Here is a 25440-nt window from a genome sequence, read left to right on the forward strand (position 1 = left end):
GCGCAAGCCCCAGCACGGCGTAGCGCTTCCCAGCCCAGGTCGGCGAAATAATCACAGCAGCACCACCACAGGAAAAAGCCCCTCCCCTTCAGGGGAGGGGTTGGGGGTGGGGGTGGGGCGTGTCTCACCGAGAGCAGCGCCTGGTACAGCCCCACCCCAACCCCTCCCCTGAAGGGGAGGGGCTAAAGAAAGAAGAGCCGCGCGCTTCACCGCAATTTCAACGTCGAAAGACCCGCCAGCGCCAGCACCAGCGCAATGATCCAGAACCGGATCACGACGGTCGGCTCGCTCCACCCGAGCTGCTCGAAATGGTGGTGGATCGGCGCCATGCGGAACACGCGCTTGCCCGTCCGCTTGTAGAAGAACACCTGGATGATCACGCTCATCGCCTCGATCACGAATAGCCCGCCGATGATGCCGAGCACGATCTCGTGATGCGCGACCACCGAAATCGCGCCGAGCGCGCCGCCGAGCGCAAGGCTCCCGGTATCGCCCATGAACACCGCGGCCGGCGGCGCGTTGAACCACAGGAAGGCAAGCCCCGCCCCGACGATCCCGCCACAGAAAATCGCCAGATCACCCGCATGCGGCACGTGTGGAATGCCGAGATAGGCCGCGAACTTCGCGTTGCCCGCCAGATAGACGATCAGCATGAACGCGACGCTCGCGATGATCACCGGCATCGTCGCCAACCCGTCGAGACCGTCCGTCAGGTTTACCGCATTGCCGAACGCGACGATCGTGAACGCTGCGAACACGATGTAGAACCACCCGAGCTGGATCACGGGCCCGGTATAGAACGGCAGATACAGATGCGTCCCGTTCTGGTGGACGATGATCGCGCTGGCGACGAGCGCGATCGCGAACTCGCCGAGCAGCCGCAACCGGCTCGAGACGCCCGCGGTGCTCGCCTTGCGGACCTTGTCGTAATCATCGAGGAACCCGATCGCGCCGAACCCGAGCGTCACGAAGGTGCACGCCCAGACGAACGGGTTGGACAGGTCCATCCACAACAGGCTCGAAATCACCAGACTGGTCAGGATCATCAGCCCGCCCATCGTCGGCGTGCCGCGCTTCGACAGATGCGATTGCGGGCCATCGAGGCGAATCGGCTGCCCCTTGCCCTGCCGCACGCGGAGCCAGCCGATGAAGCGCGGGCCGATCAGCATGCCGAGGAACAGCGACGTCGCCACCGCCCCGCCGGTGCGGAACGAGAGATAGCGGAAGAGGTTGAGCGCCCCCGGGAATCCCAGATATTCGGCGATGAAATAGAGCATTACTGTGTCCCGCTCCGCAGGCCTGCGACGACTGCCGCCAACCCCACGCCGTTCGATCCCTTGATGAGCACCGCATCACCCGCCGCCAGCATCGTTGAAAGGCTGGCACGCGCGGCGGCGGCGTCCGCGACATGGACGAAATCGCCCTTGCCCTCAAGCGCGTTCGCCAGCGGGACGATGCGTTCACCGACCAGAATGCCCGCTTCAACCCCCGCCGCGAGGATCGGCTCGGCAAGCGCCGCATGATAGGAATCGCTGTCGTCGCCAAGCTCGCGCATCTCGCCGAGCACGACGATCCGCCGCACGCCCTTCTCCGCCGCCAGCACCGCGAGCGTCGCGCGCATCGAAGCGGGGTTGGCGTTGTAGCTCTCGTCGATCACCAGCGCAGACCCGCCCGCTGCCGCGACCGCGAACCGCGCGCCCCGCCCCGCGAGCCCGCCCATTTCGGCGAGCGCCAGCCCGGCGGCGGCGAGATCGCCCCCGACCGCATCGACCGCCGCGAGCACCGCGAGCCCGTTCGACACCCAGTGCATCCCCGGCTGCGCCATCGTGAAGCTGAGTTCGCGCGCGCCAACGCGGGCGGTGACGAAGGTCGCCCCGCGCGCGGTCCGCATCGTCTCGATCGCATGGACGTCCGCGGCCTTGTTCAGCCCGAACGTCACGATCCGCGCCGCATATGGGGTTGCCGCCGCGATCAGCCGGTCACGGTGCGGGCTGTCATAAGGGACGATCGCGACGCCGCCGGGTTCGAGCCCGGCGAAGATCTCACCCTTGGCATCCGCGATCGCTTCCTCGCTCGCGAAGAATTCGGTGTGCGCAGGCGCGATCGTCGTGACGATCGCGACGTGCGGGCGGACGAGCTGCGTCAGTTGCGCGAGTTCGCCCGCATGGTTCATCCCCATCTCGAACACGCCGAAACGAGTCGCGGCGGGCATCCGCGACAGGCTCAACGGTACGCCCGTATGGTTGTTGTAGCTCTTGACCGAGCGATGCGCGCTACCCGGCGCGCCGCGATCGAGCGCCTCGAACAGCGCCTCCTTGGTCCCCGTCTTGCCGACCGACCCGGTCACGCCGATGATCTTGGCAGACGTCCGCGCCCGCGCCGCCCGCGCGAGCGCGTCGAGCGCCAGCGTCGTGTCCGCGACCAGCACGTGCGGATGCGGCGTCGGCTGCGACACGATCGCCCCCGCCGCGCCTTGCGCGAACGCGGCGTCGAGGAAACGGTGGCCGTCGCTGAACTCGCCATGCAGCGCGATGAACAGGTCGCCCGGCCCGACCTCACGCGAATCGAAGGTGACACCGCTGGCGGCAAAGTCGGCAGATGCATTGCCACTGGTCGCAGCGGCAACGTCGGCGGCGGTCCACAGCGGCGCGCTCATGCGCTCAGCTCCTGCGCCATCTCGCGCGCGACGCCGACGTCGTCGAACGGCAGCACCAGATCGCCGACGATCTGCCCCTGCTCATGCCCCTTGCCCGCGATCAGCACGATATCCCGCGGCCCCGCCCCCGCAATCGCCGCGTGGATCGCCGCGCGCCGCGACCCGATCTCGACCGCGCCCGGCGCGCCTTCGAGCACCATCGCGCGGATCGCGGCGGGATCCTCGCTGCGGGGATTGTCATCGGTAACGATGACATGATCGGCCTGTTCGATCGCGACGCGGCCCATGTCCGCGCGCTTGCCCTGATCCCGGTCGCCGCCCGCGCCGATGACGACGATCAACCGCCCGCCCGCATGCGGCTTCAGCGCTGCGATCGCCGCATCGAGCGCATCGGGCGTATGCGCATAATCGACATAGACCGGCGCGCCGCCGGACGTGATGACCGCGCGTTCCAGGCGACCTCTAACTGGTTGTAAATGTGCGATATTTGACAATGTCTTGGCGACATCCCCGCCGGTCGCGATCACCAGCCCAGCCGCGGTCAGCGCGTTCGCCGCCTGATACGCGCCGATCAGCGGCAGGGTGATCTTGTACGTCTCGCCATCCGCCTCGATCGTCAGCGCCTGACCCAGCAGGCTCGGCACCCGCCCGACCAGCCGGAGGCGATCCCCAGCCGCCCCGACCAGCGCCACCGCAACGCCACGCGCCTGTGCAACCTTGGCAACCTTTGCGCTCGCCGCATCGTCCGCCCACAGCACCGCCGTCCCGTCGTCTGCCAGCACTTCCGCGAACAGCCGCAGCTTCGCATCCAGGTAAGCATCCATCGTCCCGTGATAATCGAGATGATCGCGGCTGAGATTGGTGAACGCCGCCGCACGCACCGCCAGCCCCTCGGTGCGATATTGCGACAAACCGTGGCTAGACGCCTCGAACGCAACGTGGCTGACGCCTTCGCGCGCAAGCCCAGCGACATTGGACAGGAAGGTGACGACATCGGGCGTCGTCAGCCCGGTCGAGACGCGGTCGTCGCCCGTCGTCACGCCGAGCGTCCCGATCGAGGCCGCGTGATACCCCGCCATCCGCCACAATTGCCGGACCATCTCGACGGTCGAGGTCTTGCCGTTGGTCCCTGTCACCGCGACCGCCACCGCCGGGAACGGCGCGAAGAAGCGCGCTGCAAGCCGGGCGAAGGCGCGACGCGGGTTGGCATCGGCGATATGCACCGCGCCCGTCACCTGCGCCTCCGGCCGCGCGACGATCGCGATCGCGCCACCCGCAACCGCTGCTTCGATAAAGTCTTCGCCGTTGACCGCAGCCCCCTGGAAGGCGCCGAACACCGTCCCCGGCGCGACCTTGCGGTGGTCGATCGCGAAGCCGCTTACCGTGGCGTTCTCGTTTCCGCCGGTCAGCGCACCCAATTTCACGTTACATCTCTCATTCTGCGGTCGGGACGAGTTTCTTCTCCCCGGTCCATACCAGAGGCAAAAGCTTGGATACATCGATGTCTCGCGACGTATCCGGCGTCACGCCGAGCATCGCCCCGGTGCGCGAGATCACCCGCCCGACGACGGGCGCGGCGTTCCACGCGGCAGTGGTCAGGCCGAAGGTTTCCTTCGTCCCGTTGGGCGAATCGAGCATGGCGACGACGACATAGCGTGGCGCATCCATCGGGAAGGCCGCCGCGAAGGTCGACACGTTCTTGCTGCGCGAATAGCCGCCCGCGCCCGCGATCTCGCCGGTTCCGGTCTTACCGCCGACCCGGTAGCCCACGGCGTCGCCCTTGCGGCCCGTGCCGACCAGAACGACCAGCCGCAGCAACTGGCGCATCCGTGCGCTGGTCTCTTCGGTCAGCACGCGGCGCCCCTTGGGGGCAGCACCCGGCGCGATCTTCAGCAGCGTCGTAGGGCGATAGATCCCGCCATTGACGAGCGTGGCATAAGCGTTGGCAAGGTGCAGCGGCGTTACCGCAATGCCGTGCCCGTACGCGGTCGTCATCACCGTCGTCCGGCCCCAGAAGCGCGGCCAGATCGGCCCGGCGCGCTCGCGCAACTCGGTCGCGGGACGTTCACCGAACCCGAGCGCGGTGAACATCGCCGCCATCCGGTCCTTGCCCATCTTGTCGGCGATCTGCGCGGTCGCGACGTTCGACGAATAGACGAGCGTCTCGGGAATGTTGAGCCAGCGTTTGGGGTCACCGCGATCGTCATGGATCGTGAACCGGCCAACCTTGAGCGGCTTGGTCGCATCGAACCGGCGGGTCATGTCGGTGATGACACCGTCGTTGATCGCCGCTGCAATCGCGATCGGCTTGAAGGTGGAACCGAGCTCATAGACCGACTGCGTCACGTTGTTGCGCAGAGCGTCGCTGCTGGAGCCGCTGATCTTGTTCGGGTTGTAGACGGGCAGCGACACCATCGAGATGATTTCGCCGGTATGGACGTCGAGCACCACGCCGGTCGCGGCCTTGGCGTGGAACGATGTCATCGCGCGCCCGAGTTCGCTTTCCATGGCGGCCTGGACGCGCGCATCGATCGACAGCGCGATCGGCTCGCCCCGCCGGCGCGGGTCGCTCAGCCGCTCGTCGAACGCGCGCTCGATCCCGGCACGGCCGGCGATGTGCGCGTCGGTCGCGGTCGGGCCAATGTAGCCGAGCACGTGCGCCGCCATCGTCGATTGCGGATACAGTCGCTCGGGCTCGCGTGCGAAGACGATGCCGGGTTCGCCGAGCGCATGGATCTGGTTCACCAGGTCGGGCGACGCGTGCTTTTCGAGATAGGTGAACTTGCCGCGCATCGTCAGCCGCTGGAAATACCAGCTCGAATCGTGCCCGGGCAGCAACCGCGCCAGCGAGTCCGCCAGCACCTGCCGGTCGCCGAGCAGCTGCGCGGGCCGGACGCCAATCGTCCATGCCTCGATCGTTCGCGCCAGCGGCTGGCCGTTGCGATCGAGAATGTCGCCGCGCACCTGCGGGTTCGCGACCAAATTGGCGGCCCCCGCCGGCGTGCCGAGTATCCCCAGCAACGCGATCCGCCCGATCACCAGCAGGAACCCCGCCATGATCAGCAGCATCAGCATCATCAGCCGCACGTGCGCGACCGCGACCAGCGCGTGGCGCTGGTCGTTACCCCGTCGCGCGGGGACCGGCCGGGCGACGAGCGTGGTCACCGACGCGACCGGGTTTCGGCACGCGCGCCGCTGCGCAGGTCGCCCAACATGCTGTCGTCCAGCAAGGCGCGATCAAGCATCGCCACCGCCGCGCGGGGCTTGGGCGCGGCCACCGCTGCCATCGCGGTGCGTGCGACCGGCGCCGCAGCCCGTACCGGGGTCGACTTGGCGTGCGGTGCCGTAGCCACCGTTGCGACCGCCGGCTGTGCCCGGGGCGTCGACAGCGCCGCCGTCTGGACGGCGGCAGCCTGGACCGGGGCGGCCGCACCTGACGTGGTTGCGGTCGCCTCAGGCAGCGGCGCGAGCGGCTTGAACGATGCGAGTTGCGGCGCGTTCGGCGCGCTCGGCTCGATCGCGGCCAGCGCCGCCTCGTCCGCGACGAACTGGCCCGCCGACGGCGCGACGAGGCCGAGCTTCTCGGCGTTCCATTTGTCGAGCTGCGCGAGATTGGCGCGCGTGTCGAATTCGGTTTCCAGCGCGCGGATATCGCGCTCGGCCCGCGCGATATCCCCGACGGTGCGGTCGAGCTTCTTGCGCTCGGCCGCAACCTGCAACGGCACGAGCAGGAAGCCGAGCGCGACAGCGACGCTCGCCAGGAACCATCCCAGACTCTTCCAAGCCAGCCCAAGCATTACAACGCCCCTTCCGTCCAGGCGGCAGCACTCGTACGCCGTGCCGTCCGCAATGTTGCCGATCGTGCGCGCGGATTGCGCGCGATTTCGTCTTCACTGGGTCGCACGCCGCGACCGACCGCCTCGAAACTGGGTGCATGCGCCGCCGCCACTTCGGGCAGATGGCGCGACCCCGACGGCAGCCCCCCCGAGCGCTCGCGCAGGAAGCGCTTGACCATCCGGTCCTCGAGGCTGTGGAACGTCACCACCGCCAGCCGCCCACCGGGTGCAAGCACGCGTTCCGCGGCGGCAAGACCATCGGCCAGTTCGCCCAGTTCACGATTGATATGGATGCGGATCGCCTGGAAGGTCCGCGTCGCCGGGTCCTTCTTGTCGTGCGCCTTGTAGCCAAGCGCGCGGCGAACGACATGTGCCAGCTCGCCGGTCCGCGTGATCGGCCGTGCCGCGACGATCGCGCGGGCGACCCGGCGCGAGCGGGGCTCGTCGCCATACTGGTAGAGCACGTCCGCGATCGCGCCTTCATCCGCCATGTTGACGAAATCCGCAGCGCTCTCGCCTTCCTGGCTCATCCGCATGTCGAGCGGACCGTCCGACTGGAAACTGAACCCGCGTTCGGCCTGGTCCAGCTGCATCGACGACACGCCGATATCCATCGTCACGCCCTGCACCGGCACGGCATCGCGCGCGGTGAGTTCGGCTTCCAGCGCGGAGAAGGTCGCGGGCACGAGCATCAACGCACCGTCGGCCGCATCGACCATCGCCGCCCCGGCGGCGATCGCGTCCGGATCACGGTCGAACGCAAACACGCGCGCGCCGCGCGCCAGCATCGCGCGGGTGTAGCCGCCCGCGCCGAAAGTCGCGTCGACATGCACGTCGCCCGCGGCAATGGCGAGCGCGTCGATCACTTCGTCGAGCAGGACGGGGACATGCGGGGCGGTGGCGGGACGATCGCTCACAGCGCGACTCCCTTGGTCTTGCAATGATAGCGGCAAGCGGCCTGCATCACCGGATCGACGTCTTCTGCATCGAGCAGCGTCTTCGGATCCCAGATCTCGATCCAGTCGAGCGTTCCCCAGAAGAAGGCATGCTCGCCAATCCCGGCATAGTCGCGCGGAAAACCGGGCATGATGAACCGCCCCGAACCGTCGAACGGCACGGGCTCGCCGCTCGCGCCGCGACGCTTGAAATTGTAATTGGGTTCGCCGTCGGCGCCGGTGTGCGCGGCTTCGCGCGCATCGAGTTGCGCGCGCAGGATGCGGACATAGGCCGGATCGTAGGCGCGCAGGCATTTGTGCTTCGGGTGAACGCCGACAATCACCGTCCCGCCGTCCTTGCCGTCAGGACGCGGCGCGTTCGCCGCCAGCGTTGCGCGGAGCGAAGCAGGAATCGCGACCCGGCCCTTGTCGTCGACAAGGCCAAGACCGTCCCCCTGATAATCTCCGCGTTCGTCCACGCTTACCCCGCACTAGGCGGGCAAGCCTCCCCCGTACCGAGAATCGCATCTCTGCAATCTCAGCGCCGCGAAATGCAGGCGAGTTCGGTCTGCCCCTGTCGCTAAAGAGGTATCACGGGGAGCGGCGGGGATACAAGGGGAAACCCGGGGATTGGACGGGACTAAAGTCTAATCCGAAGGTTTTCGGCGCAAAAATACTTTCATCAATTTAGCCCGTTCCCGGTGTGTTCGAATGGTTGATAGCCGGAACAGAGCGAATCTCTTCCCTCAGGGGCTCGGAGCATCGGCTTTCCCGCAAATTCCCCGCCTCACCCGGCCTGATGACTCGGCCCAAAAATGCCTGGATCGCACCCATGCGAGCGATGGTGTCTGTCACCGCGCGCTTTGCGCCTGCGGTTTCATCGCATTGTCGATGGCGGTCGCGTTATCCAGCTCAGCGCTGGGGGCGACCCCAAGCTCGGCGAGCGGCTCCCGATTCGCCGCCGCCCCCGGCGCACCGGCATCGCCCGATACCATGTTGGCGACGACATCGGCGCGCGCGCTGCCGATTGCCACGACCTGGCGATCATGATTGGCCGTCGAGAAGATGGCGGCAACGAGTCCGATGAACAGCAGGACCGCGGCGAGTCCGATCATCCCGACCCGGAACCGCTGCGTCGTCTGCGCTGCGTCTTTTGCGATGATTTTCATAAGCTGTGGCATAAATGTAACGTCTTAAAACGTCTTTGTCGATGCCACCCTCAATCGGCCACCAGCCACGGCGGCACGGCGAGCCCTTTCTGCTCGAGCCAAGCCCGGTTATACAGCGTGGAAAGATAGCGGAATCCCGTGTCGCACAAGATAGTTGCCACCCGTGACCCGGGCCCCAGGTGCCGCGCCAACCGCACTGCGCCGGCAACGTTGATCCCCGACGAAAGGCCGAGGCAGAGCCCTTCCTCCGCGAGCAGGCGCGTCACCCACTCCATGCCTTCGGCATCGGAAATGCGGAATTGCGTATCGATCGGCGCGCCTTCCAGATTCGCCGTGATCCGCCCCTGCCCGATGCCCTCCGCCACCGACGAGCCTTCCGACTTCAATTCCCCGTGCGCGTAATACTCATAAAGCGCTGCGCCATGCGGATCGCTGAGCGCGATGCAGATGCGCTCGTCATGCGCCTTGAGACCAAGGCCGACGCCTGCAATCGTACCGCCGGTCCCCGCGGCGCACGTGAACCCGTCGACCCGACCGTCCATCTGCGCCCAGATTTCCTCTGCCGTGCCGGTGATATGCGCGCGACGATTGGCGATATTGTCGAATTGGTTCGCCCAGACCGCATTCGGCGTTTCCTCCGCGATCCGGCGCGAGGTGTGCACGAAATGTCCGGGATTCGAATATGGCGCGGCCGGCACGAGGACCAGTTCCGCCCCCAAGGCGCGCAGCGTATCCATTTTCTCCCGGCTTTGCGTCTCCGGCATGACGATGATCGTCTTATACCCCTTCGCATTGGCGACCAGCGCAAGCCCGATGCCGGTATTGCCCGCGGTTCCCTCCACGAAGGTGCCGCCGGGCGCGATCTGATCGCGGACCTCCGCATCCTCGACGATGCCGAGCGCCGCCCGATCCTTGACCGAGGCACCTGGGTTGGCAAATTCGCACTTGCCGTAGATTTCGGCACCAGCCGCCTCGCTGGGGCCTTTCAGCAGCACGAGCGGGGTATTGCCGATCAGGGCGAGCGTGTTCGGGGTCGTATGCATACTTGCCTAGCTATGCGTCCCGATCCCGACCCGCAAGCAAGCTTCGCTTGGCCGGCCTCATGGCAAAATGCGCGATCCCGCAGTGACGCCCGGCATAACGAGGCGGGAAGCCGCTGACCGGCCAATCGCTGACGTTTACGGCACGAGACTATGCCATGAACTACGTAATCCCGAACATCTTCCTCCATGCGACGACCGTTTACGCCTTGCTGCGGAGGAGGAGCGTCGCCCTGGAGGAATTGGATTTCTGGAAAGACGCCTAAACTTTCGCACCGGAGCCGCTGCCTCCTGTTCGGGGCGTCCTGTTCGGGGGCGCGATGTTCTGCTATCGTTCCGCAGTGATGAGCGCCGCACCCGAGTCCCCTGGCGCCATGCTGGCGTTTCCACCCCGACCGCTGCGCTGGCTGTTTCTGGACCTCAACAGCTATTTCGCCAGCGTGGAGCAGCAACTGAACCCGGCGCTGCGCGGCAAGCCGGTGCTGATCGCGCCGGTCGACAGCGACACCACCGTTGCCATCGCCGCCAGCGTCGAAGCCAAGCGCTTTGGCATCAAGACCGGAACGCCCGTGTGGGAAGCCAAACGTCTTTGCCGCGACCTGATCGTGACACCTGCGCGCCACGACAAATACGTCGAATTCCATGAGGCGATCGTTGCCGAGATCTGGCGGCATATTCCCGTCACGAAGGTCTGCTCGATCGATGAAGTGGCATGCCGCCTGCTCGACAACGAGAACAGCATCGAGGCGGCAACGGCACTGGCCTATCGTATCAAGGCCGGAATACGCGCCAATGTCGGGGCGTGCATGACGAGCTCGGTCGGGATCGCGCCCAACCGGCTGCTCGCCAAACTCGCCTCGGATCTCCAGAAGCCCGATGGCCTCATCATCTTCCATGCCGAGACCCTGCCGCAGCGGCTGTACGATCTTCAACTGCGGGACATCGCGGGAATCGGTGCGAAAATGGAGCGGCGCTTGGCGCAAGAGGGGATCAACGACATCCGCCAATATTGCGAGCGCCGCCCGCGCGACGCTGGCACCGCATGGGGCGGCACCAATGGAGACCGCTTATGGTATCTCCTGCACGGGGTCGATCTTCCCGAGAAGGCAACACAGAGCCGGTCGATCGGGCATAGCCACGTCCTCTCTCCCGGGAAGCGCGGCGCGGTACCTGTGCGACTGACCGCCCGCCGGCTGGCATTGAAGGCGACGAGCCGGCTTCGCCGCAAAGCCTATCGCGCCCGCCTGCTGGTGCTGCATGCCCGGTTCGAGGACGACAAATCGACGTGGCGCTGCTCGGTAAAGCTGCCCGCGACCCAGGACAGTTTCGTAGTCCTCGCGGCCCTCGAAACGCTCTTCCCACGCCTCCTGGCGGCCGGAAAGGCGCGACCCGGCGATTTCCAGGTCAGAATGGTCGGCGTTACCCTGGCCGAGATCGAGCCGGTGAGCGGGGAACAGGAATCGCTGTTCGGCTTGCTCGATCCTGACGACCCGCTCGCCCGTGAAACGCGCACGCTTGCGCTGAGTCGTGCGATGGACCGGATTAACGAAAAGTTCGGCAGGCACGCGGTCAGCCTGGGGCCGCAACATGGGGGAAGAATAGACCGCGTCGGAACAAAGATCGCCTTTGGACGCATCCCTGATCTCGACGAGTTTCACGAATAATGATGACGTTACCATGAACTATTTGTTGCAGCGCATGAAAGCGTGATCGGCCACGACCGTCGGGTCTTGACGCATTCTACCGCGTGCGCGAAGAAAATCGAATGCTCAACCGACTCCTCCCCGCCGCTGCCGTTGCGCTCCTCGCGCTGTCGGCCTGTGACAACAAGCCAACCGAGGTCAGCTCGGTCACGCCCGACCCGATGGCTGCCGAAATTGCCAACCGCGCGCCGGTCGAACTGCCGCCCGCGATCAAGAAGGAAGTCACCTTCCGCTGCAAGGACAATAGCCTGGTCTACGTAACCTTCTTCGAAGGCGACAAGCAGGCGCTGGTGAAGACGACCGAGACCGGCACGCCGACCAAGCTCACCGCCGAAAAGGCCGGCGACCCGCTCAAGGCCGACGGCTATGAGATGACGGGTACGGTCAAGGCCGTGACGCTGACTCAGCCGGGCAAGCCGAAGCAGCTCTGCGACCTCTAACCCGCCGCCATTGTTGCGCACTACGTCGGCATCCGTCACGATAGCCATTCCTGAGCGAAGGGCCTGCCGGTGTCGACGATTGCGATCTACAGTCTGAAAGGCGGCGTCGGGAAGACGACGCTCGCCGTCAATCTGGCCTGGTCCGCCGCGATCCAATCCGCGCGGCGGACCCTGCTGTGGGATCTTGATCCACAAGCCGCCAGCAGCTTCCTTCTGACCACCCGCAACGACGGGACCAAGCTGCGCGACCTGGCGCAGTCGGTCTTCGCCAAGGACGTCGAACCCGAGCGGTTGATCGAAAAGACTGCCGTCCCGCGTCTCGATCTGCTCGGCGCCGACGCTTCGCTGCGCGGCCTGGACTTGCTGTTCCACGAGATGGACAAGAAGAAGCGCCTGCAAAAGCTGCTGACGGGCCTTCGCAAGAGTTACGATCGCATCCTGCTGGACTGTCCGCCCGGATTGACCGAGACGAGCGACCAGGTCATGCGGGCGGCCGATCTGATCGTCGTCCCGGTCATCCCCTCGCCGTTGTCCGAGCGTGCCCTGGCGGAGGTGGTCAAGCATCTGGGCAGCCGTGCCGACATCATGCCGGTCCATTCGATGGTCGATCGCCGTCGAAAACTGCACGCCGATGCGCTGGCGCGACACCCGGACTGGCCGGTCGTTCCGATGGCGAGCCTGATCGAGCAGGTCACCGCACGACGCGCGCCGGTCGGTAGCTTCGCGCCGCGCTCCGCCGGCGCCGCCGCCTTCGCGCAATTGTGGCAGGCGATCGAGCGCCGTATCGCAGCGTGAGCAAGGCCCCGAAGCGCGCAGGCGAGGCCGAGATGCTCGACCCGAACCTCGTGCTTGGCGCCTATGCCGTGGGCGTGTTTCCAATGGCCGACAGCAGGACCGCCGACGAAATCTACTGGGTTGAACCCCAGGATCGCGCAGTCCTCCCGCTCGACGGGTTTCATCTGTCGCAATCCCTGCGCAAGACGGTGGTGCGCGATCACTTTAGGGTAACGGCCGATCGCTGTTTTGCCGACATGATGCGGCTGTGTGCCGAATCGGTCCCCAATCGGCCCGACACGTGGATCAATCCGCAGATCGAACAGGTGTTCAATCGGCTCCATACCCTCGGCTTCGCGCATTCGATCGAAGTTTGGGACGGTGAGACGCTGGTGGGCGGCCTCTACGGACTGGCGCTGGGACGTGCCTTCTTTGGTGAAAGCATGGTCAGCCGGGCGCGCGACGTCTCGAAGGTGGCGATGGCATGGCTGGTCGCCCGGCTACGGGTCGGCGGTTTCGTCCTGCTCGACTGCCAGTTCATGACCGAGCATCTCGCATCGATGGGCGCGGTCGAAATTCCGCGCGCCGCCTATCTCGTGGAATTGTCGAGTGCGCTGTCGGGCGTCGTCGGCGGCGACGCCTCGGCCTCGGGCGTCGGCGACTTCTTTGCGCTGGACCGGGGGGCTGCGGCATTGGAGGCTGCTCCCGCCGGGATCGACTCCGGCCCGCCTTCCGGGAAGCTCATCGCGCAGCTCTTGGTCCAGACATCGTAAATCGGGTGTTGGACGACGTTCAGGCCGGGACGTTCCTTGAACAACCATCCCGAAAAGACCCGACGCCAGACCTTGTCCGTGCCTGACACGTCGACCTGTACAAACGCTCCGGTGTAATGCTCCTGCTCCCAGGGGGCAGTCTGCTCACAGGCTTTCAGGTGCAGCACGACATCGCCGACGCGGACTGTCTCGCCCGGCTTCAACGTCACATCCCGCGCCTGTCCATTGCGCTTGTTGAGCAGCCCGAGCGTTGCGACACGCTGCGCCATCGGCGTGGCGCCCAGGCTCGGATCGACGCCCCCCGCGACATCGACGGTCACGACGTTCTGCGCGCTCGTATCCGCATCCAGCGCGGTTTCCGCGGTTTCCGTAGGCGTGGGCTCGGGCGCCTTGGCAGCCCGGTCACATCCGCTCGTCGCTATGAGCGCGGCCAGGGCGCCGACGCCCAGCGCGCGCCGGATCACGCGTCCGGCGTCCAGGCTTCGTAGTCGCCCGTGGCCTGCGCGCGGACCCCGCCCTTCTCGAGCGCGCCGCTGGGACGATAGGCCAGTGTCGTGCCGGTAAGATTGGGTTCGGCGGGCAATTGCCACGCACGCGGAGCAGGAAGCGCACGCGCCGGCACGTCCGCCACCTGATGATGCAACCAACTGAACCATTCCGGAGCGATACGGCTCGAATCGTTCACCCCGTTGTAGATGACCCACCGGCGCGGGTTGCCCGCGGTATCGCGGCCACCCTCGTAATAGACGTTGCCGAGCGAATCCTCGCCGACCCGCGCCTTGCCACGGAGACCGAATGCCGTGCCCCAGCTCGCGCCGGTCCACCAGGTGAAGGGATTAAGATTGATGCCCATGGTGTAGCGCTTAGCGCGCCGCGCTGTCGCCTTCAACCGGCATCAACGCGCCGTCGATGCGCGCCAGCTGACCGTGTCGCCTTCCCTTATCCCGAGGTCGAGCGATCGCCCCCCGCGGATCTCCAGGACGGCAGCCACCGGCTCGCCCGAGGATACCGGCACCTCGGACTGCGGCGCGGCATTTTCCGCGATGCGGGCGATCGTATGGTCCGCCCGGACAAAGATGATGTCCAGCGGGGTCGGCGTGTCCTTCATCCAGAAACTGGCCTCACGCGGAGGTCCATTCGGTGGATATGGCGCGAACAACATGCCGCCATCAGCAGCCAGATCGGTTCGGAACATCAGCCCGCGCCGCTGCTCTTCCGCCGTTACGGCTGGCTCGACCAGGAAGCGATGCCTTCCGTTATGGCTTGCGACCGTAACGGCGACGAGGCCGGACGCCGCATCGACGGGCGGCTTCGCTGGCGCGCCGTCGTCACAACCTCCGGTTGCGACCAGCATCGCGAAGCCGATGACATTCGCGAAACGCTGGCGCACAGGGCGACTCCTAGACTTTCTGTTCCACCGTGACCGCAAGCGGCCCCTTTTCGCCGGCCACCATGCGGGCGTAAAGAAACTGTCCGGGCTCGACCTCTTCCAGGCCGGCGCGGCGAAGCGTCTCGACGTGTACGAAGATATCGCCCGAATTGTCTTCGCGCACCAGAAATCCGTACCCCTTCAACCGGTTGAACCATTTGACCGTGACCGGCTCAAACGGTCCGGCCCCTTCGATCAAAGCCGCAGGATCCGGTCGCTGCGGCTCGCTGCGGGGCTTGGGTGGTGGTTCGACGGCATTGCTCAGGTCGATCGACAGGATTTCGCTCGCCTGCAATCCGCGCTCGCGCAGCGAAGCGATACATTCCAGGCGCGCCCCTTCCGGCAGGCTGCGTCGACCGTGCGGCCGCAGCACCGAAAAGTGAATCAGAATATCGCTGACGCCCTCCTCGTCGGCAACAAGAAAGCCGAACCCACGCGTCATGTCGAACCATTTGAGTACGCCTGTATAATGTCGCGATTCTTCGTTCGCGATATGTGCGCCGTCATCCATTCGACCCTCGCGATCCGGCTCCCCAAACGCCGGAATCGGTACATTTCGCATCGTAGAAAGTCCCCCGCTCGCGCCCATAGCATGACATACAGCCCGATCCAAAGCTCTGTAATGCCGTGTCCCACAATCTTTTCTTAAACATTACGGAAATGGGGGTTCTATATACTATGACAAGGCTATTCATCAAATGAAGGACTTTCTCCGGGCAGAAGATTCGCAATCATTCGGGCCATAGAAAAACTGTGACCGCCCCGAATCATTGCGGCGATATGTTTCTCGCGCTGTGGCCGATCCACCGGCGCCAGGGCAAACGGCCCGATCCGCCGACGCCGCGCGAAGGCAAGCGCGGTTTCGAGCGCACGATCGGCCATACCGGGAGCGATCGCGGCGCTATCGGCCTCGTCCAATCCGGCCTGACGCAACGCACCGCTGACTCGCCGCTCGCCCAGACCCCGCCGACCCATCGCCGCGGCACGCGCTTCGCCGAACGCACGGTCGTCGATATAGCCGAGCTCTGCGAACTTTTCGGCGATTTCGGCCGGGTCACGCAGCGCTCCTTCCCAGCCGCGTTCGCGGATCTTGCGAACCAGATAGGTCACGAGGCGTGCGCGGGTCGTTGAAAAACGCTCGACATAGCGTAAGGCAAGTCGTTCCAATGCTCCGCTATCTAGTGGTGGGATTGGCTTTTTTTCCCGTGTTCGGGATTGGTTCGTGGGGCGTTGGTGCATGGCGCCATCATTGTGCCACAGTCGAACCGGATTTTGAACGCTTGGCATAAGCAGGGGTGCTTGCCGAAAGGGACCATAAGCGCGGCCGCTGAATGATGCCGCGATCGAGGGCGCAGATACAGATGACAGTTGACGTTGCGGGCACGCACGACCTTGAGGCCGAAACGCCGAAGCCGGTCGCCACGCCCACCGAAGATTCGCTGCCGCGGCGCTTCGCGGATTTCGAAACGCTTGGGGCGGCCCTCGATTACGCCGCCACAGGTCAACGCGGGCTTAATTTTCACGACGCGCGTGGCGCACTGACTCGCGCCTATCCGTTTGCCGAACTTCAAGGCGATGCGCTGGCAATGGCACGGCGCCTGGTCCATGCCGGCATCAAGCCGCAGGATCGGGTGGCGATCGTCGCCGAAACGAGCCCGGAGTTTGCCGCGTTGTTCTTTGGTGCCGTCTATGCCGGTGCGTGGCCCGTTCCATTGCCCTTGCCAACGTCCTTCGGCGGCCGCGATTCCTACGTCGAACAGCTGCGTGTCCAACTGTCGAGCTGCGAGCCGGTCGTCCTCATCTATCCGCCCGAACTCGCGCACATGGGCCAGGACGCTGCCCGTGCCGCTGGAACCGACGGTATCGACTGGTCCGAACTGGGCCAACGCCCCGCCCCGATGATCGCCCTACCCGAAGCAAGCGGCCAGGACGTCGCCTATCTCCAATATTCGAGCGGCTCGACCCGGTTTCCGCATGGCGTCGTGATTACCCATCACGCGCTGCTCAACAATCTGACCGCCCACGCCTATGGCATGCAGCTGGTCGATCGGGACCGCTGCATCTCGTGGCTTCCCTGGTATCATGACATGGGCCTGGTGGGCTGCTTCCTGTCGCCGGTCGCCAACCAAGTTTCCACCGATTATCTTAAGACCGAGGATTTCGCACGCCGTCCCCTGGCGTGGCTCGATCTGATCAGCCGCAATCCGGGCAATTCGATCAGCTACTCGCCGACGTTCGGCTATGACATTTGCGCGCGACGCATCTCGAGCCAAACCAAAGCGTCAGATCGCTTCGACCTGTCGCGGTGGCGGCTGGCGGGCAATGGGGCGGACATGATTAGGCCCGACGTGATGCAATGTTTCGTCGACGCCTTCGCCGACGCCGGGTTCAAGGCCAGTGCATTCCTGCCCAGCTACGGCCTGGCCGAGGCTACGCTGGCGGTGTCGATCATGCCCCCCGCCGAAGGCATTCGCGTGGAACTGGTGGAGGAAACACAACTTTCAGGCGTCGCGGCAGGCGAGGATCGCCCGCAGCGATATCGCGCGATCGTCAATTGCGGGAAGCCGGTCAAGGACATGAAGGTCGAGATCCGCGAGGAGGACGGCACGCCCTTGCCGGAACGCGCGATCGGCAAGCTCTGGTGCTCCGGCCCCTCATTGATGGTCGGTTATTTCCGCGATCAGGCGGCGACCGACGCCTGCCTCGTTGATGGCTGGCTGGACACGGGTGACATGGGCTATCTCTCCGATGGCTATGTCTACATCGTCGGCCGCGCCAAGGACATGATCATCGTCAACGGTCGGAATCACTGGCCGCAGGACATCGAATGGGCGGTCGAGCAGCTACCGGGGTTCAAGGCGGGCGACATCGCGGCTTTCGCGATCACGACCCCGGGCGGCGAGGAAACGCCGGCCGTGCTCGTCCAGTGCCGCAGTTCGGACGATGCCGAACGGGTACGCCTGCGCGAGGAAATCCGTGAGCGGGTCCGTTCGGTCACCGGAATGAACTGCGTGATCGAGCTGATCCCGCCCCGGACCCTGCCGCGCACCAGTTCGGGCAAGCTCAGTCGGGCAAAGGCGCGCAATCTTTATCTCAGCGGCGACATCAAACCCTACGATCTGGCGGCATAATCAAGCGAAATGATGGGTCAGCGCGCCCAATCCGGGCCATGGCGTACCGCTCTAACGATCCGCTAACCTTAGGGGGCGTATCGGTGTGCGGGTGAGCAACTCATCCTCCTCCCAATTCGCCAAGCCGCGCATCGACGCACGCGCGCTGCTGGGTCTGCACGATCCGGCGGACACGACGGACTGGGGGCCCATTCGGGCAGCCCAGCTCCATGCCGGAAGCCAGCTGGCACTGTTCCTGGTTGCAGCGAACGTCATCGGCGCCGCGCTGGTGACGCTGACGCTCGCGCATTGCGCGCCGCTCTGGGCGCTCGCCTTGTGGGGCACGGTTGCCGCCGTGGTCAGCGTTGCGGTCGCCGTTCGCCGCCTCGCCACCCGTCACCGCGCCGCCTATACCGCAAGCCTGCATGACGTGCGCGCCACGTTGCTCGACGGCCTGCTGCTTGGCCTGGTCTGGTCGATCCCACCCTTCGCCTGCGGCATCCGGGCCGATACGACGACCGCCCTCAACCTCTGGGTGGTCCTGTCGCTGCTGATGACCGCCTCCGCGGTAGCCATGGCCGCGTTGCCGCTTGCAACGCTGAGCTTTCTCGGCATTCTGGGCGTCGCGATTGCGGCGATGATGCTGTGGACGGGAGGACCGGTCCTGGCGTCTGCGGTGGTGCTGTTCACCGCATTGCTGATGATCGGCTGCTTCACGCGCGCAAAGGCGCTGGTCGTCGTTCGCGCCAGCGAGATCGCGCTTGGGGAACGGGACGAAACCGTCAGCTTGCTGCTGCGCGAGGCCGAGGAACATTCGTCGGACTGGTTATGGGAAACCGACGCGCAGCGGCGCGTGGTGCGCGCTTCGCCGCGGTTTGCCGAGTCGGTCGGGCTCGACACCACGACGGTCAACGGCAAGTCGCTGCTCGAGGTCCTTGCCGGCCCGACCTGGGAGGCGGGCAATTTCGCCTCGGGGCTGCGGGACCTCGCTGAATATCTCAAAGGTCGCGAGCCATTTCGCGGGCTGTTGTTGCCGGTTCAGGTCGGCGAGAGCGAGCGCTGGTTCGAGATCGCCGCCAATCCGCGCTACGATGAACGCGACATCTTCATCGGGTTTCGCGGCGTCGGCTCGGACGTCACCGAACAGCGCGCGTCCGCCGACAAGATCAACCGCATGGCGCGCTTCGACACGCTCACCGGCCTGCCCAACCGACTCTACATCAACGAATCGCTGGCGCACGCAATGACGGATGCGGCGAAATGGGGCAGCCGCTGTGCCTTCATGATGATCGATCTCGATCGCTTCAAGGCCGTGAACGACACGCTGGGACATCCGATCGGCGACCGGTTGCTGGGCCGGGTGTCGGAACGGCTCGCCGTGCTGATGACCGAAAACGAAATCATCGGACGACTCGGCGGCGACGAGTTCGCCGTCGTCGTGCGGGACGCGAGCGACACGGCGCGGGTCGAACGGCTCGCGCAGACGATCGTGGATGCGCTCTCGCGTCCGTACGAACTGGACCAGCACACGCTTTACACCGGCGCCAGCGTCGGTGTCGCCACTGGTCCACGCGACGGTCGCACCGCCGAAATGCTGATCCGTTCAGCCGATCTGGCGCTCTATCGGTCCAAGGACGCCGGCGGCGGGACGTACCATTGCTACGAACCGCAACTGCACATTGCCGCAGAAGAGCGCCGTGTCCTCGAACAGGCACTCCGCCTCGCCCTGCAAAAGGACGAATTGCACATCTGCTACCAGCCCGTGGTCGATGCCGGGAGCGAACAGCTGACCGGGTTCGAGGCGCTGGTGCGCTGGACGCACCCGGAGCTCGGCGTCATATCGCCGGCCAAGTTCATTCCGCTCGCGGAGGATGCGCGACTGATCGCGCCGATCGGCGAATGGGTACTCCGCAATGCTTGCATGGAGGCGGCGCGCTGGCCCGGACAGGCGCGGATCGCGGTCAACGTCTCGCCCGAACAGTTGCACAACCCCGGGTTCGTTGCCGTCGTCACATCGGCGCTCAGCAATTCGGGCCTTCCGGCGGGCCGGCTCGAACTGGAAGTGACCGAGAGCGTCTTCATGCGAGACGATACCGCGGCGGTGAAGGTGCTCGAGCGGATCCTGGATCTTGGCGTACGGCTCAGCCTGGACGATTTCGGAACGGGATATTCCTCGCTCGGCTATCTCAGCCGTACGCGATTCTCGACGATCAAGATCGATCGCAGCTTCGTGACCGGCGCCTCGAAGGGCGTCCGCGAGGCGCTGGCGATCGTCCGCGCCGTCGTGGCGCTGGCGCAGAGCCTGGGCATGGCGACGACCGCCGAGGGGGTTGAGACCGAGGAGGAGCATCGCATGGTGCAGAACCTCGGCTGCACCAAGGTCCAGGGCTATTATTTCGGGCGCCCCCTCCCGGTCGAGGATGCGCGCGGCGTGGCACAGCGGGCCGCGCGGGATCGCGCCGCTGCTTGATCCGCTTGCGATCCGCAGATTGTCGCGATAGAGAGGCCCTCGATAGGGGTGTAGCTCAGTTGGTTAGAGCGTCGGTCTCCAAAACCGAAGGCCCACGGTTCGAGTCCGTGCTCCCCTGCCACCTATTCCGATTCGCTCCCGTTCCGCCCGCAGCTTGATTTAAACGCCGGCGCGGATTAGGGTCGTATCATTCCGAAATTGGGAATGACCGTCATCGGCCCTTCACAGGGCCGGGCAGCGGGCCCATGTCCCATCCTTCGGCGAAAAACACGAGTGCAGCACAGTGGCGAAGACGACCCCTCTCGAATTCATCCGTCAGGTCCAGGCCGAGACCAAGAAGGTCGTCTGGCCGACGCGACGCGAAACCCTGATGACCGGCGTGATGGTCGTCATCATGGCGACGCTGCTGGGCGTCTTCTTCTTCGTCATCGACACCGCGTTCGAGGCGATCGTCCACCTGCTGCTCACCCTCGCGAAATAACGGACAGACAGACGACATGGCACGTTGGTACATCATCCACGCCTATTCGGGTTTCGAGGGCAAGGTCCGCGACGCGATCATGGCGGAAGCGACCCGCATGGGGCTCGAGCAGCTGGTCGAGCAGATCGAGGTTCCGACCGAGACCGTGACCGAAGCCCGCCGTGGCAAGAAGATCGCGGTCGAGCGCAAGTTCATGCCGGGCTATGTCCTCGCCAAGCTAAACATGAACGACGACGTCTATCACCTTGTCAAGAACACCCCGAAGGTGACCGGCTTCCTCGGGCCTAACGGCAAGCCGCAGGCGATTCCGGAATCGGAAGCCGCGCGGATGCTCAACACCAAGGACGAGGCCGCCGCCGCTGCACCCAAGCAGAAGGTCAAGGTCGACTTCGAGATCGGCGATTCGGTCAAGGTGCTTGACGGCCCGTTCGCGAGCTTCAACGGCATCGTCGAGGAACTCGATTTCGATCGCAGCCGCGTCAAGGTGTCGGTGTCGATCTTCGGTCGAGCCACCCCGGTCGAGCTCGAATTCGAGCAGGTCGAGCGCAGCAAGTAAGCGCCCCTCTGGCCGGGCCCATGTGTGCCCGGCCGTTCGGCATATTTCTCTATGTGACTGACTTATTGCTGTAATTGTACATCGTTAACGCCGCGTTCATCTTTTACGAACGCGTAGGACAGGTGTATGATGATCCGTTTCCGCTCGGCTGCAATCACGGTTGCCGCGTTGCTTTCCGTTCCCGCGACCGCCGCGCCGATCTACCTCGCCAACGGCTCGATCAACGGCAGCAGCGCTGGTGCCAACGTCGATCTGTCGGGGCTGACCGGGACGCTCGAGAACGGTCTGCCGGGGAATATTCTCGGTGGGATCGGCTCGGGGCTGGCCTATGCCGGCGGCAACACCTTCATCGCCACGCCGGACCGCGGCCCCAACGCCACCGCGTATAATTCTGCGGTCGACGATACCACGTCTTACATCAGCCGCTTCCAGACGCTGTCGCTCGCGCTGACCGCCAACACCTCCGGCAGCGGCCTGCCGTTCGGCGTGACCGCCGCGCTGACCGGTACGACGCTGTTGTCGAGCCCGACCGCGCTGAATTACGGGACGGGCGCTGGCCTCGGCAACAGGATCGACGGCACGCCGCTCGGTTCTGGTGCGCCTGCCCAGAACAGCGCGGGCGCTTATTATTTCACCGGTCGCTCGGACAATTACGCGTCCGGCCTGTCGACCGATTCGGCGAATGCGCGATTCGATCCGGAGTCGGTCCGTGTCTCGAACGATGGCAAGAGCGTCTTCGTCTCGGACGAATATGGCCCCTATGTCCGCCAGTTCGATCGCGCCACCGGCAGCCTGGTCAAGACCTTCACGCTCCCGGCCAACCTCGCCGTGACCAACCAGTCGCCCAGGGGCGACGTCGAGATCGCGGGCAATACGGTCGGCCGCGTCGCCAACAAGGGCATGGAAGGCCTCGCGCTGACGCCGGACGGCAAGACGTTGGTAGGGATCATGCAGGCACCGCTCGAGCAGGACCCGGCGAAGTTCGTGCGGATCGTGACGATCGACGTCGCGAGCGGCACGACGCATGAATATGGCTACAAGCTCACCACCGGATCGGGCGTCAGCGACATCGTCGCGATCAATGACCACGAATTCCTGGTCGACGAGCGCGACGGCAAGGGCCTCGGCGACGGCACGAACGCCGCGGTCAAGCAGTTCTTCCGGATCGACCTGAACGGCGCGACCGACATCACCGCGCTGTCAGGGACCGACGCAAGCAAGGCGACAGCGGTTACCAAGGGAACGACGCCGTTCCTCAACCTCGTCACCGCGCTGACCGCGGCGGGGATCCCCGCTTCGCAAATCCCAGCGAAGATCGAAGGTCTCGCGTTCGGGCAGGACGTGACTTACAACGGACAGCTGCTCCACACGCTGTTCGTCGCGAACGACAATGATTTCGTTCCGGCATCCGCCGGGCAGAACCAGTTCTTCGTGTTCGGGTTCAGCGACGCGGACCTGCCCGGTTTCGTCGCGCAACAACTGACCGGCGCCGTGCCCGAGCCTTCGACCTGGGCGATGATGCTGGCGGGCTTCGCGGGCATCGGTGCCATGGCGCGGCGGCGCAAGACGACCGTCCGCTACGCTTGACGCTCGGCACAGCCTCGATCCCGGCATTTTGCCGGGATCGACCGTAGTTCCCGGTCCCCGAACGGGAACCTGACGTAGCGGGTGCCGGAACAGTCCCGGCCCTTCGGGTGGCGGGTAGCGCGACCGTGTCACTGCGCCACGCGTCGCTGAAAGCAGTCCGCCAAGCCTATCCGCCGGCCTCCGATCCGCTATATGTCCCGCGATATAGCACCCGATCGGACTTCCATGAACCGCCGCACTCTTCTGACATCCTTTGCCGCGATCGCCGCTGCGATCGGCTGCGGAACGGCCCAGGCCGCGCCCCCGCCCCCCGTTACCGTGTTCGCCGCGGCGTCGCTGACCGACGCCCTGCAGGCCGTGGGCAAGGCCTATACCCAGCGTACCGGCGTTCCGGTGCGCTTTTCCTTCGCTTCGAGCAGCCTGCTCGCACGACAGATCGAATCGGGTGTCAAAGCCGACCTTTTCGTCTCGGCCGATCTCGTCTGGATGGACCATGCACAGAAGGCCGGGCGAATCGACGTCGCCAGCCGAAGTACGCTCTTGCGGGGCCGCCTCGCCTTGGTCGCGCCGGCCGACAGCAACGTCAACGTGCGGATTGCGCCGCGCTTTCCGCTTACGACACTGCTCGGACACTCCGGTCGGCTCGCCGTTGGCGACCCCGCCTATGTCCCCGCCGGAATCTATGCCCAGACCGCACTGACGCGGCTAGGCGTCTGGGCGAGCGTGCAGGGCCGGCTCGCCCGTGCGGACAATGTCCGGGTCGCACTGTCCTATGTCGCCCGTCACGAGGCACCGCTCGGGATCGTCTATGAGACCGACGCACGCGCCGAACCGGGTGTACGAATCGTCGGCATCTTCCCCGAAGCCAGCCACGCCCCGATCGATTATCCCGCTGCCCTCGTGCGCGGCGGAAGCGGGGCGGCGCGCGGCTTCCTCGGCTATCTCCACAGCCCGGCCGCACTGGCGGTGTTCCGCCGCTATGGCTTCCGGACGGCCGGCTAGAGCGTGCTCACCGCCGCCGAATGGGACGTGCTGGGGCTCAGCGTATCGATCGCCGGCCGTGCCGTGCTGGTCGCGCTGCCGGTCGCGCTGTTGCTTGGCTGGATGATGGCGCGGACGCGATTCCCAGGGCGTACCGTGCTCGACGCGGTGTTGCATTCGTCGCTCTTCCTTCCGCCGGTGGTGGTCGGGTTCGTGCTGATCCTGCTGTTCGGCGCGGACGGACCGATCGGACGTTTCCTGGCCAGCCTTGGCATCCGGCTGATCTTCACTGCCAATGGTGCGGCGCTCGCGGCCGGCGTGATGGCGTTCCCGCTGATGCTGCGCGCCTGCCGGCAGGCGGTCGAGGCGGTCGACCCCCGGATCGAGGCGGTCGCGGACAGCCTTGGCGCAGGCTTCTGGGATCGGACGCTGTCGGTGACGCTGCCGCTCGCCGCGCCCGGGCTGATCGCCGCCGCGGTCATCGGCTTTGCCGCCGCGCTTGGCGAATTCGGCGCGGTCATTACCTTTGCGGCCAACATTCCGGGCGAGACGCAGACACTCGCGCTGGCCATCTATGCCGCGCTCCAGCAACCCGGTGGCGAGGCGGTCGCGTTGCGCCTGGCGGGGATCTCGTTCGGCGTGGCGATCGTCGCGCTGCTCCTGTCGGAGGCGTTGCTGGCCTATGGCCGGCGGCGGAGTGGGCAATGATCTCGGTCGCGATCAAGCGCAGGCTCGGCGAATTCACGCTCGACGTGGCGTTCGAGGGTGCGGCCAACGGCGTGACAGCGCTGTTCGGCCCTTCGGGCGCCGGCAAAAGCGCGACGCTGGCCGCAATTGCCGGGAGCGGCATGATCGAGGCGGGGCGGATCGTGCTGGGGGACCGCGTGCTGTTCGATCATGGTTCCCGGGTCAACGTACCGCCGCGCGCGCGCCGGATCGGCTGGGTGTTCCAGGACGCGCGGTTGTTCCCCCACCTGCGGGTGGATGCGAACCTGCGTTACGGACTGAAGCGCGCGCCGGGGCCGCATCGCATCGGGTTCGACCAGGTCGTCGCGACGCTCGACATCGGCCATCTGTTGCGGCGCGGCGTTCGCGACCTGTCGGGTGGCGAGCGTCAGCGGATCGCACTCGGCCGCGCGTTGCTGAGCCAGCCCGAGCTGCTTTTGCTGGACGAACCGCTCGCCGCGCTAGATGGCGCGCGCAAGGACGAGATCCTGGCGTATATTGCGCGGCTCAAGGCCGATTTCGCGCTGCCGATGCTGTATGTCACCCACAGTCCGGACGAGGTCCGCGCGGTTGCGGATCACGTTGTGATGCTCGAGCACGGGCGGGTGGTGGCGACCGGAGGGCCGTCGATCGTCGGAGGGGATCGCATCACCGCCCGGATCGTCGCGCGCGATCGCGACGGGGTGCTGATCCGCGTGCCGCGCGGGGACGTGACGACGGGCGACCGGCTGGATCTGCTGATCGATCGCTGATGTGACGCCCCACGCCTCCCGA

26 protein-coding genes, 1 tRNA gene and 1 pseudogene are annotated in these 25440 nt (G+C 65.7%); 14 read left to right on the top strand and 14 right to left on the bottom strand.

The genetic code is table 11. The features are described from left to right. Positions 1 to 206: 206 nt before the first annotated feature. From mraY to L8K25_RS04655, 9 genes are all read right to left on the bottom strand, one after another. Positions 207 to 1277, bottom strand: a complete 1071-nt coding sequence (mraY, locus tag L8K25_RS04615) for a phospho-N-acetylmuramoyl-pentapeptide-transferase (protein WP_242137708.1) — start codon at positions 1275 to 1277, stop codon at positions 207 to 209. Continuing rightward, complete coding sequence (gene murF, locus L8K25_RS04620) at positions 1277 to 2656, bottom strand: UDP-N-acetylmuramoyl-tripeptide--D-alanyl-D-alanine ligase (protein WP_242137709.1); 1380 nt, start codon at positions 2654 to 2656, stop codon at positions 1277 to 1279. The genes mraY and murF overlap by 1 nt, the downstream gene beginning before the upstream one ends. Next, positions 2653 to 4080: a UDP-N-acetylmuramoyl-L-alanyl-D-glutamate--2,6-diaminopimelate ligase gene (locus L8K25_RS04625; RefSeq protein WP_242137710.1), complete on the bottom strand. Its 1428-nt coding sequence runs from the start codon at positions 4078 to 4080 to the stop codon at positions 2653 to 2655. The genes murF and L8K25_RS04625 overlap by 4 nt, the downstream gene beginning before the upstream one ends. Positions 4081 to 4090: 10 nt before the next feature. After that, on the bottom strand, positions 4091 to 5821 hold the full coding sequence (locus L8K25_RS04630) for a penicillin-binding protein 2 (RefSeq protein WP_242137711.1): 1731 nt from the start codon (positions 5819 to 5821) through the stop codon (positions 4091 to 4093). Then, positions 5818 to 6453: a hypothetical protein gene (locus L8K25_RS04635; RefSeq protein WP_242137712.1), complete on the bottom strand. Its 636-nt coding sequence runs from the start codon at positions 6451 to 6453 to the stop codon at positions 5818 to 5820. The genes L8K25_RS04630 and L8K25_RS04635 overlap by 4 nt, the downstream gene beginning before the upstream one ends. Continuing rightward, the gene (gene rsmH / locus L8K25_RS04640; protein WP_242137713.1) at positions 6453 to 7409 is read right to left on the bottom strand and encodes a 16S rRNA (cytosine(1402)-N(4))-methyltransferase RsmH; all 957 of its coding nucleotides are present in this window, start codon (positions 7407 to 7409) and stop codon (positions 6453 to 6455) included. Before rsmH ends, L8K25_RS04635 begins: the two co-directional genes overlap by 1 nt. Further along, positions 7406 to 7906 carry a division/cell wall cluster transcriptional repressor MraZ gene (locus L8K25_RS04645; RefSeq protein WP_242137714.1) on the bottom strand — a complete coding sequence of 167 codons (501 nt, stop codon included), beginning with the start codon at positions 7904 to 7906 and terminating at the stop codon, positions 7406 to 7408. The genes rsmH and L8K25_RS04645 overlap by 4 nt, the downstream gene beginning before the upstream one ends. A 372-nt stretch (positions 7907 to 8278) precedes the next feature. Beyond that, positions 8279 to 8596, bottom strand: coding sequence for a hypothetical protein (locus L8K25_RS04650; RefSeq protein WP_242137715.1), 318 nt, complete (start codon positions 8594 to 8596; stop codon positions 8279 to 8281). 50 nt (positions 8597 to 8646) lie between these two features. Further along, on the bottom strand, positions 8647 to 9639 hold the full coding sequence (locus tag L8K25_RS04655) for a cysteine synthase A (RefSeq protein ID WP_242137716.1): 993 nt from the start codon (positions 9637 to 9639) through the stop codon (positions 8647 to 8649). Positions 9640 to 9980: 341 nt separating this feature from the next. Between L8K25_RS04655 and L8K25_RS04660 the strand changes: the two genes are divergently transcribed. The 4 genes from L8K25_RS04660 to aat all read left to right on the top strand — a co-directional run bounded on the left by L8K25_RS04660 (position 9981) and on the right by aat (position 13326). Next, complete coding sequence (locus tag L8K25_RS04660; RefSeq protein ID WP_242137717.1) at positions 9981 to 11300, top strand: type VI secretion protein ImpB; 1320 nt, start codon at positions 9981 to 9983, stop codon at positions 11298 to 11300. 101 nt (positions 11301 to 11401) lie between these two features. Further along, a complete protein-coding gene (locus L8K25_RS04665; protein ID WP_242137718.1) occupies positions 11402 to 11779 on the top strand; it encodes a hypothetical protein in 378 nt (125 codons plus the stop codon). A 69-nt stretch (positions 11780 to 11848) separates the two neighbouring features. Then, the gene (locus L8K25_RS04670; RefSeq protein ID WP_242137719.1) at positions 11849 to 12574 is read left to right on the top strand and encodes a ParA family protein; all 726 of its coding nucleotides are present in this window, start codon (positions 11849 to 11851) and stop codon (positions 12572 to 12574) included. A gap of 32 nt (positions 12575 to 12606) precedes the next feature. Further along, positions 12607 to 13326 carry a leucyl/phenylalanyl-tRNA--protein transferase gene (aat, locus tag L8K25_RS04675; protein WP_242137896.1) on the top strand — a complete coding sequence of 240 codons (720 nt, stop codon included), beginning with the start codon at positions 12607 to 12609 and terminating at the stop codon, positions 13324 to 13326. A 35-nt stretch (positions 13327 to 13361) separates the two neighbouring features. On the opposite strand, the pseudogene L8K25_RS04680 reads toward aat, so the two are convergent. After that, positions 13362 to 13595 (bottom strand): annotated as a pseudogene (locus tag L8K25_RS04680) (DUF2155 domain-containing protein); the annotation flags it as partial. Here L8K25_RS04680 and L8K25_RS04685 point away from each other — a divergent pair. Then, complete coding sequence (locus tag L8K25_RS04685) at positions 13485 to 13814, top strand: hypothetical protein (RefSeq protein WP_242137905.1); 330 nt, start codon at positions 13485 to 13487, stop codon at positions 13812 to 13814. The pseudogene L8K25_RS04680 and the gene L8K25_RS04685 sit on opposite strands and share 111 nt — an antisense overlap. On the opposite strand, the gene L8K25_RS04690 is transcribed toward L8K25_RS04685, so the two are convergent. The 4 genes from L8K25_RS04690 to L8K25_RS04705 all read right to left on the bottom strand — a co-directional run bounded on the left by L8K25_RS04690 (position 13787) and on the right by L8K25_RS04705 (position 15922). Next, positions 13787 to 14179: an NADH:ubiquinone oxidoreductase subunit NDUFA12 gene (locus L8K25_RS04690; RefSeq protein ID WP_242137720.1), complete on the bottom strand. Its 393-nt coding sequence runs from the start codon at positions 14177 to 14179 to the stop codon at positions 13787 to 13789. The two genes, L8K25_RS04685 and L8K25_RS04690, sit on opposite strands and share 28 nt — an antisense overlap. A 42-nt stretch (positions 14180 to 14221) precedes the next feature. Continuing rightward, the gene (locus L8K25_RS04695) at positions 14222 to 14716 is read right to left on the bottom strand and encodes a DUF192 domain-containing protein (protein ID WP_242137721.1); all 495 of its coding nucleotides are present in this window, start codon (positions 14714 to 14716) and stop codon (positions 14222 to 14224) included. 10 nt (positions 14717 to 14726) lie between these two features. After that, positions 14727 to 15266 carry a cold shock domain-containing protein gene (locus tag L8K25_RS04700; RefSeq protein ID WP_242137722.1) on the bottom strand — a complete coding sequence of 180 codons (540 nt, stop codon included), beginning with the start codon at positions 15264 to 15266 and terminating at the stop codon, positions 14727 to 14729. Between the two features lie 176 nt (positions 15267 to 15442). Further along, positions 15443 to 15922, bottom strand: coding sequence for a RecX family transcriptional regulator (locus tag L8K25_RS04705; protein ID WP_347341139.1), 480 nt, complete (start codon positions 15920 to 15922; stop codon positions 15443 to 15445). A gap of 194 nt (positions 15923 to 16116) precedes the next feature. Between L8K25_RS04705 and L8K25_RS04710 the strand changes: the two genes are divergently transcribed. The 9 genes from L8K25_RS04710 (at position 16117) to modC (ending at position 25418) form a co-directional block, all read left to right on the top strand. Continuing rightward, entirely contained in the window at positions 16117 to 17886 is a 1770-nt protein-coding gene (locus L8K25_RS04710; RefSeq protein ID WP_242137723.1) for a fatty acyl-AMP ligase, read from the top strand. A 91-nt stretch (positions 17887 to 17977) separates the two neighbouring features. Continuing rightward, a complete protein-coding gene (locus L8K25_RS04715) occupies positions 17978 to 20335 on the top strand; it encodes an EAL domain-containing protein (RefSeq protein ID WP_242137724.1) in 2358 nt (785 codons plus the stop codon). A 44-nt stretch (positions 20336 to 20379) separates the two neighbouring features. Next, a tRNA-Trp gene (locus L8K25_RS04720) sits at positions 20380 to 20456 on the top strand. Positions 20457 to 20618: 162 nt separating this feature from the next. Beyond that, positions 20619 to 20816 carry a preprotein translocase subunit SecE gene (gene secE, locus L8K25_RS04725; protein ID WP_242137725.1) on the top strand — a complete coding sequence of 66 codons (198 nt, stop codon included), beginning with the start codon at positions 20619 to 20621 and terminating at the stop codon, positions 20814 to 20816. A gap of 16 nt (positions 20817 to 20832) precedes the next feature. Beyond that, on the top strand, positions 20833 to 21372 hold the full coding sequence (nusG, locus tag L8K25_RS04730; RefSeq protein ID WP_010162674.1) for a transcription termination/antitermination protein NusG: 540 nt from the start codon (positions 20833 to 20835) through the stop codon (positions 21370 to 21372). Positions 21373 to 21498: 126 nt separating this feature from the next. After that, the gene (locus L8K25_RS04735; RefSeq protein ID WP_242137726.1) at positions 21499 to 22959 is read left to right on the top strand and encodes an esterase-like activity of phytase family protein; all 1461 of its coding nucleotides are present in this window, start codon (positions 21499 to 21501) and stop codon (positions 22957 to 22959) included. A gap of 225 nt (positions 22960 to 23184) precedes the next feature. Further along, positions 23185 to 23961 carry a molybdate ABC transporter substrate-binding protein gene (gene modA / locus L8K25_RS04740; protein WP_242137727.1) on the top strand — a complete coding sequence of 259 codons (777 nt, stop codon included), beginning with the start codon at positions 23185 to 23187 and terminating at the stop codon, positions 23959 to 23961. A gap of 3 nt (positions 23962 to 23964) precedes the next feature. Then, positions 23965 to 24648, top strand: coding sequence for a molybdate ABC transporter permease subunit (modB, locus tag L8K25_RS04745; protein WP_242137728.1), 684 nt, complete (start codon positions 23965 to 23967; stop codon positions 24646 to 24648). Beyond that, a complete protein-coding gene (modC, locus tag L8K25_RS04750) occupies positions 24645 to 25418 on the top strand; it encodes a molybdenum ABC transporter ATP-binding protein (protein ID WP_242137729.1) in 774 nt (257 codons plus the stop codon). The genes modB and modC overlap by 4 nt, the downstream gene beginning before the upstream one ends. The last annotated feature ends 22 nt before the right edge of the window (positions 25419 to 25440 follow it).

This window comes from Sphingomonas sp. TREG-RG-20F-R18-01 (genome assembly GCF_022662475.1).
GTDB lineage: Bacteria > Pseudomonadota > Alphaproteobacteria > Sphingomonadales > Sphingomonadaceae > Sphingomonas.